Source organism: Psychrobacter sp. Ps2, assembly GCF_022129405.1.
In the GTDB taxonomy this organism is placed as follows: domain Bacteria; phylum Pseudomonadota; class Gammaproteobacteria; order Pseudomonadales; family Moraxellaceae; genus Psychrobacter.
The window spans coordinates 1-8,004 of the sequence record NZ_JADQAM010000018.1; the positions used below are offsets into that span (position 1 = coordinate 1).

Annotated in this window: 5 protein-coding genes and 2 pseudogenes; 6 read left to right on the forward strand and 1 reads right to left on the reverse strand. The window is 39.5% G+C overall.

Features of this window, described 5'->3' with window-relative positions:
* Both I3254_RS00755 and I3254_RS00760 read left to right on the forward strand, forming a co-directional pair.
* A pseudogene (locus tag I3254_RS00755) lies at positions 1-326 on the forward strand (integrase core domain-containing protein); the annotation flags it as partial.
* A gap of 52 nt (positions 327-378) precedes the next feature.
* Positions 379-534: pseudogene (locus I3254_RS00760) on the forward strand (transposase); the annotation flags it as partial.
* 233 nt (positions 535-767) lie between these two features.
* Here I3254_RS00760 and I3254_RS00765 read toward each other — a convergent pair.
* Positions 768-2,018, reverse strand: coding sequence for a dicarboxylate/amino acid:cation symporter (locus I3254_RS00765; RefSeq protein ID WP_238050489.1), 1,251 nt, complete (start codon positions 2,016-2,018; stop codon positions 768-770).
* A 406-nt stretch (positions 2,019-2,424) separates the two neighbouring features.
* Between I3254_RS00765 and I3254_RS00770 the strand changes: the two genes are divergently transcribed.
* The 4 genes from I3254_RS00770 (at position 2,425) to I3254_RS00785 (ending at position 7,780) form a co-directional block, all read left to right on the forward strand.
* Positions 2,425-3,357 carry a LysR substrate-binding domain-containing protein gene (locus tag I3254_RS00770; RefSeq protein WP_238050491.1) on the forward strand — a complete coding sequence of 311 codons (933 nt, stop codon included), beginning with the start codon at positions 2,425-2,427 and terminating at the stop codon, positions 3,355-3,357.
* Between the two features lie 126 nt (positions 3,358-3,483).
* The gene (locus I3254_RS00775; RefSeq protein ID WP_238050493.1) at positions 3,484-4,755 is read left to right on the forward strand and encodes an aspartate aminotransferase family protein; all 1,272 of its coding nucleotides are present in this window, start codon (positions 3,484-3,486) and stop codon (positions 4,753-4,755) included.
* A 68-nt stretch (positions 4,756-4,823) separates the two neighbouring features.
* Positions 4,824-6,290, forward strand: coding sequence for a VOC family protein (locus tag I3254_RS00780; protein WP_238050495.1), 1,467 nt, complete (start codon positions 4,824-4,826; stop codon positions 6,288-6,290).
* A 95-nt stretch (positions 6,291-6,385) separates the two neighbouring features.
* Entirely contained in the window at positions 6,386-7,780 is a 1,395-nt protein-coding gene (locus I3254_RS00785; protein ID WP_346015363.1) for an FAD-binding oxidoreductase, read from the forward strand.
* The last annotated feature ends 224 nt before the right edge of the window (positions 7,781-8,004 follow it).

An 8,004-nucleotide genomic window follows, 5' to 3' on the forward strand; every position in this document is an offset into this window, starting at 1 on the left:
GGCACGACTGGTGATTCATACGATAATGCACTGGCTGAAACGGTCAATGGACTCTATAAATCTGAGGTAATTGACTAGACCTCTTGCAAAAGTACCGTTTTATTGACCTTCGTTAACGGAGTATCAAAGGCTAGCAATGACTTATGCAAGAGATCTACTATTTAAAGGAGAACTGGACTGGTATCAATGATGTTGAACTGGCAACCCTTGAATGGGTGGACTGGTTTAATAAAATACGACTGCATAGCACGATTGGTTATGTGTCACCCTTTGAGTTTGAAAAGCGGTATTACGATAATTTAACCCTGTCAGGCATCGCTGCCTGACTCAAGTAAATCACTCTCCGATATAGTCGGGGGCGGTTAAGACCTAGCATTTGATTACTATTTATACAAGTTAAGGCACTTGGTTGAAAACACGTTTGCAAGGTTAAAACATTATCGTAGTATTGCCACTCGTTATAAAAAACTGGCTCGAAATTGTAAGTCTATGATTTATCTGGCTTGTACTATGATTCATTGCAAACTAAATTAGGAATACGCCCTAAATTATTAGACAATAAAAAACCCTCACGAGCGAATAGCTGTAAGGGTTTTTATATATTATGCCTATGATCAACTAAGCTTGATAGTTAAAGTGAGTTAGTCAAAGTTGGTTTACACGCTCGATATGATAGTAAATCTTTTTCTTCACCAAGAATTATATGTAATGCCAATCGATCCACCTTGATCTTACTTATTAGAATCTAATAAATTATAGTTGATGCTTTAAATTACAGCGTCTGAAGTGACAATTACTTGGTTTTCCTCAACAGTATCTCCTTTCCACTTCTCAGTCTGATCTACTATTTTGGCACCAACTAAATCTCCAACAACGTTACCAAAAGTGAAAATCATATCTACTAAGATATTAATACCTGCTGTAAGTGCAACAATTTCAATCGGTAAGCCTGCTTGTGTAAAGACAATAGACATACCAATTAATCCAGCTCCTGGCACGCCAGCAGTACCAATAGCGGCCATAGTGCCTATTATAACGATAGTAGCCAACTCTGGCGTTGATAAAGTCATCCCCATAATTTCTGCAGCAAAGATAACTGCAACGCCAAACCGTATTGCTGTACCATTCATATTTACTGTTGCGCCGATAGGCAATGTGAGTTTTGCAACTCGTTCGCCAATCCCAGCTTTTTCTGCACATTTAATAGTAACTGGTAAAGTGCCAATACTACTACTGGTAACAAATGATGTAAAAGCCGCTTCTTTAATATTTTTGTAGAATTGAATAACTTTAATACCAAACACTTTCATCATTATTGGGAATGCCACTCCAACCAAAATGATTACGCCAAGGTATGAAGTGCCTATAAATTTTCCAAGAGCGACAGCAGTGTCTAGTCCTTGAGTTCCAAATGTATTAGCAGTAATACCTAATACTCCAATAGGCGCATATACGAGTATCCCATTGAGGATTTTAGATATTACTTCATTACCAGCCTCAATGAGTTTAAATAAGAAATCTCCCATTTCCTGTTGCTTTTCATCTAATGAGTGGCGCATAAACAAAATAGCTAAGCCAGCTATGACGGAAACAAAAACTACTGCTAAAATATTGCCTTGAGCAAGCGCATTAAAAATATTGCTTGGCACCATATTCAGTAGTGTATCTATAAAAGAAGGGCGAACAGGAGCATCCATAACAACTTCTGTAGGCAAAGAAAAACCAGACCCTGGGTTTGTGGCTTTAGCTAAGATGATACCGATTACTACTGCAATACCTGTTGAAAAAAGGTAGAAGGGAAATATTTTCAATCCTATACGACCTAACTCTTTCGGATTTGAGTGATTAACCGCTACCATCAAAGAAAATATTACAAGAGGAATCACGATCATTTTCAACAAGTTTAAAAATAGTGTACCAAGTGGCGCTAAGAAGCTACTATGTTCACCAAGTACAACTCCAAGCAAAATTCCAATTAAAAAGCCGCCGGTCATTTTGACCATAAACGACATACTCATGTACCAACGCCAAATTTTCCCCATTGCTATCTCCGGTTATTTATAATACTTGATGCATATTGCAGAAGCGATATTATGAAGATAGCCAAGAGAATATTGTAATTGTAGACATTCCATTGCCCACTCCTTTTTTATATAGATTAATTTTAGTGTAATTAGGAGAGTACGGTGATAGTAGACAATTCCATTGCCCACTTCTTTGTAGCTCATATCTTTCCGCTATATGCTTGCGTAGCTGATGTCTGAATATCTAATAGCAGTATCAACATATGATTTAAAGATACTAAACATCCTAAATTGTTGGAACAAGCGAATAAAAGTATGGAAAGCATTCCTTTTTTTCTTACTAATGGATATATGGATTTTATATATAATTATAACTAATGCTTTGGATAAATAATAAATTATGAAAACTGATACGAGTAGTTCTTTGGGTTTTAGAGCCTATCCTTCAACTAAAGCTTTGCAATGCTTTGAAACAGCTGCTAGACATTCTAGTTTTACCTATGCCGCTCAAGAAATGCATATGACTCAAAGTGCGGTTAGCAAACAAGTGACTCAATTGGAAGAGATGTTAAATACAGCCTTGTTCTATCGAACATCGAGACAAATTTCGTTAACACCTGCCGGCAAGGTTTATTATATTGAAGTGTTAAATATCCTAAAGCATATTGAAGCTGCGACCAGTAACTTACTGTCACACAATGATGATAGTGAGTTACTTAGAATTATCTCGCATCCTACCCTATGTTCTCGTTGGTTAATTCCGGCTTTGAAAGGGTTTAGTGAGGAGTATCCTTTAATTAACTTAGAGATAATAGAGCAGGTAGGCCCGTTTTTTTCAGAAGATAAAAACGTAGATATTGCTTTTCTATACGGCACAGGAATTTGGGATGGTATGGAGACTGTTAAGCTATTCGATGAGTACAGTATTGCTGTATGTAATCCGACATATCTTCAAAATCGAGATATAAGCTTTAAAAACATAGATAACTATAATTTCATACAGTTCAACTCAAGGCCTAATGCTTGGTATGAATATTTTAAGCAACAGGACCTTAATATTGAAGGAGCGATCGACGGGCCACGTTTTGATACTTTCCAGGCTTGTATTTCAGCAGCTTTAGCTGGCTACGGTATCGCTTTAGTCCCATCTCATTTCATAAAATCTGAGTTGCAGTCTACAAATTTGGTAAAGGTATTTGATTATGTCATGCAAGGTCGAGGTTCTTACTATGTTACATACCCATTATCCTTAGGTAACTCATACAAAATAAGGATGATTCTGGAATGGCTTTCAGATTATATCGAAAGTTATACTGAGCATAGCAATGAGTAGAGATTAATTTTCTAATTACTGTTACTGCAATGAATAAAAGGAATGCAAGCCCAACTATTATTCGTTTGTTGAGTAGCTAATATTTTGTTGAAATGAGCATCTAACTTAAGGAAGAGAAAAGAGCTCATGGATAAAATGCATAATGTTACAGATGCTTTTACGATGGTACATCCAGTAACCTTGACTAGAGGCGTTAATGCAAAAGTTTGGGACATTAATGACCGCTGCTATATCGATTTTGTGGGTGGCATAGGGGTCTTGAACTTTGGTCATTGTCATCCTCACATTGTTAGTGCCATTATTAACCAAACCCAATCCCTCATTCATTACGCCTATAATGCGGCCGCTCATACACCGTATCAAACCTTTATGCCGCGATTATGTGAACTCATACCTATTAGTGGTGAGCTTGCAGGTATGCTCACCAACTGCGGTGCAGAAGCCACTGAAAATGCCATAAAAGTTGCGCGTCTTAAAACCAATCGCGTGGGAGTTATTGCTTTTGATGGTGGCTTTCATGGACGTACACTTGCTGCTGTTAATCTGAATGGTAAGGTTGCTCCCTATAAGCGCGGGCTAGGACCTTTGGCGAGCTGTGTCTATCATATACCTTTCCCCAGCCCAGATAATGAAATTAGTGATCAGCAGGCCATTGATGCTTTAAACCGTTTATTCGAAGTAGAAACGGATGTCAACAATATTGGCGCCATTATCGCAGAGCCCGTACAAGGTGAAGGTGGTTTCCAATTAATGTCGCCATCATTCGCTAAATATCTACGTGCTTTCTGTGATGACCATGGTATTTTGCTGATTATGGATGAAATTCAATCAGGTTATGGTCGTACAGGGTCACCATTTGCATTTCCGCACTTAGGAATTGAACCGGATATGATATTACTAGGTAAAAGTATCGCAGGAGGATTGCCTTTAGGTGCTGTAATAGGTAAAGCTAGCGTGATGAATGGCTTACCTAAAGGTAGCTTAGGAGGTACTTATTCAGGTAATCCGGTCGCATGTGCAGCAGCAAATGCGACTATAGATATCATGCAAGAGAATGAGATATGGGAATCTGCTAATCAATATACACAAACGATTGAGAATACCATTGCTCAGTGGCAAGAAGAAGGTGTTTCGCCTTGGCTATATGGTCTCACCGGTATTGGTGCTATGCGTGGTATTGAGCTTCGTCATACTGAATATGGCACTCATCCGAGTATAATGGCGCGCGTTTTAAACCAAGCGCGCGAGCAGGGCCTATTGCTCATGCCTAGTGGTAAGCATCGACATATTATTCGTCTGTTACCACCACTGACTATAGAGCCTGAAACGCTACAAGCCGGCCTTGATATCTTAAAGAAGGTGCTCGGCGCTATTCCTGATGAAAACCCCGCTGTCTAGTTTGCAATGCTAATAGTTGCCGCTGCAGTTTATATCTGTATTTAAGATTTAAAAAAGGATAAGTATTTATGAACAATAATAAAAATGTTATGGAAAGTAATAAGTTAAAGGGTAGCAATGCTATTCGTCATGAGTTCTCTATGGCGATGTCAGCCATGTATCAATCTGAAGTCCCATTGTATGGCGATTTGCTCGATTTAGTCGCTGAAGTAAATACGGAGATGCTAACCCAACATCCAGAGATTAAGGAGCAGTTAGAGCACACTGGAGAGATTGATAGAATCAGTATGGAACGTCACGGAGCGATTAGATTGGGGACAGCGGCTGAGCTCCACATGATGCGTCGTCTCTTTGCTGTTATGGGTATGTATCCTGTTGGCTATTATGATTTAGCACCCGCTGGCGTGCCAGTTCACTCTACGGCTTTTCGGGCCATTGATTCGCAAGACTTAAATCAAAGCCCATTTCGAGTTTTTACTTCTTTATTGCGTCTAGATTTAATTGGTGATGAAGTATTAAAAAAAGAAGCCATGGATGCATTAGCTAATCGTCAAATATTTACCGCTAATGTTATTAGCCTTATCGAGCGTTTTGAGGAGCAGGGTAGTTTAACTTTAGAAGAAGGTAAACAGTTTGTAAAAGAAGCATTAGAAACTTTTCGCTGGCATGATAAAACGCCTGTTTCAAAGAAGCTCTATCAGCGTTTGTTAGAGCAACATGGACTTATTGCTGATGTTGTCGGCTTTAAAGGTCCGCATATCAATCATTTAACACCTAGAACATTAGATATAGATGCTGTGCAGCAAGATATGCTGGCAAAAGGCATTCCGCCAAAAGCAATTATCGAAGGTCCGCCAAAACGGGATTGTCCAATTTTATTAAGACAGACAAGCTTTAAAGCGCTAGAAGAAACGGTTAGTTTTAAAGACCCTGAAGGCGGGTATGAAGCGGGTCATCATACTGCGCGCTTTGGTGAAATTGAACAGCGCGGTGTAGCTTTGACACCAAAGGGTAGGTCGCTATATGACCAATTGCTCAACCAAGCTCGTGAACAACTGGGCGTGACGCCTAATGAAAACAATGCAGTAGAGTATTATCAAATCTTAGAAAGTGTATTTGAAGCTTTTCCCGATGACTATCGAACGCTACATGATGAAGGACTAGCTTATTTTTACTATCAAGCGGTCAATGATTCTCCATATCCAAGTAATGCGGACTCTAAGTTAAATCTAAATTCTTTAGAAGAAAGTTATTCGGATGACTCTATCTCAAAGCAAGCCATGACTAAATTGATTGAGCAGGGTGTTGTTCGTCTTGAACCCATTGTTTATGAAGACTTTTTACCAGTAAGCGCTGCAGGAATTTTTCAGTCTAATTTGCATGATGATAAACAAAGCAGTTATGAAGGTAATTCAAATCAAAACGAATTTGAAAAAGCACTTGGAGTGCATGTATATGATGAATTAGCTTTGTATGCTGATCAACAAGCTAAAAGCATTCACGAATGCTTATGTAGATTAAAGTCTTCTATGTAAGTACTCGGTACATATAATTTACTATTACTAGATGAGTTTCATTAATCTAGTAATAGCTTCATAAACCTAAATCATTGTATTAGGAAGTGTTTTTAGTGAATAAACTTCTGAAAGTTTTAATAGATAGTCATCAATTTAACCCCAGCCAAATAGAAACTGACGCTGAGAGTCTAGAGCACTGGGGTAAAGACTGGACCAAACACTTCGCTCCTGCTGCGTCTGCCATCGTCTTTCCAAAGACCACTGAACAAGTACAAGCGATTGTCTTGCTTGCTAATCAACACAACGTGGTACTGACGCCAAGTGGTGGTCGTACGGGCCTCTCTGCAGGCGCTGTCGCGTCTAACGGTGAGATTGTCGTCAGTATGGATAAGATGAACCGTATTGGACAGTTCTATCCTGCTGATCGCATGGTTGAGATTGAAGCCGGTGTGGTCACGCAGCAGCTGCAACAATTCGCTGAGTCTAAAGACCTCTACTACCCTGTCGACTTTGCTTCAGCAGGTTCCAGTCAAATCGGTGGCAATATTGGCACCAATGCGGGCGGTATTAAGGTCATTCGTTATGGCATGACCCGTCAATGGATCATGGGGCTCACAGTGGTCACTGGTAAAGGTGATATCCTGCAGCTCAATCGCGGCATGATTAAAAACGCCACTGGCTATGATTTGCGTCAATTGTTTATCGGTAGTGAAGGCACGCTAGGCTTAGTCACTCATGCGCAAATAAAGCTTGAGCGTCAGCCACAAGACTTAAATGTCATGGTGCTCGGTATGGATAACTTTAGTGATGTCATGAATGTGCTCTCTGCCTTTCAAGCGAAGATTGATTTGACCGCTTTTGAGTTCTTTGATGATGTGGCGATTGATAAATTGATGGCACATGGTCAAGTACAAGAGCCATTTGAATCGCGTACCAAATTTTATACGCTATTAGAGTTCGAAGCGCCATACGAGCCGATCATGGATGAAGCCATGGCGATATTTGAGCATTGTATGGAACAAGGTTGGGTCGTCGATGGTGTCATGAGCCAGAGCTTGGCACAGGCTGAAGAGCTGTGGAAATTGCGCGAGTATATCTCTGAAACCATCTCAGTATCTACCCCTTATAAGAACGATGTTTCGGTATTAATCAGTTACGTACCTGAATTTATCGCTGAGATTGATCACATCGTCAGCAGCAACTACCCTGACTTTGAAGTGTGCTGGTTCGGTCATATTGGCGATGGCAACTTGCATCTTAATATCTTAAAGCCTGAAAACATGAGTAAAGATGATTTCTTTGCCGAGTGCCAGATTGTCAATAAATACGTATTTGAAACGGTGCAAAAATATGGTGGTTCAGTATCTGCTGAACATGGCGTTGGTATGACCAAAAAGCCTTATCTCAATTATAGCCGTAGCGAGACTGAGATTGATTATCTGCGAGAAGTCAAAAAGGTCTTTGACCCCAATAATATTATGAATCGCGGAAAGATTTTTGATATGTGATTGGTAGGCTAACGATTTATCTCAAAAAAAGACGCTAAACCTAAAGGTTAGCGTCTTTTTTATATAGATAATTCAAATTTCACTATTGTTAGTACCATCTTAAGAAAATACGAGCTATATCGAAGAAGTTTTATATCTGTGTTCTTCATGGGGCTGTAGTAGATAAGGATTAAATATCACACCATTTTCTCAAGGTTTTCAGCTGATTAGATGGTGAGCCATAG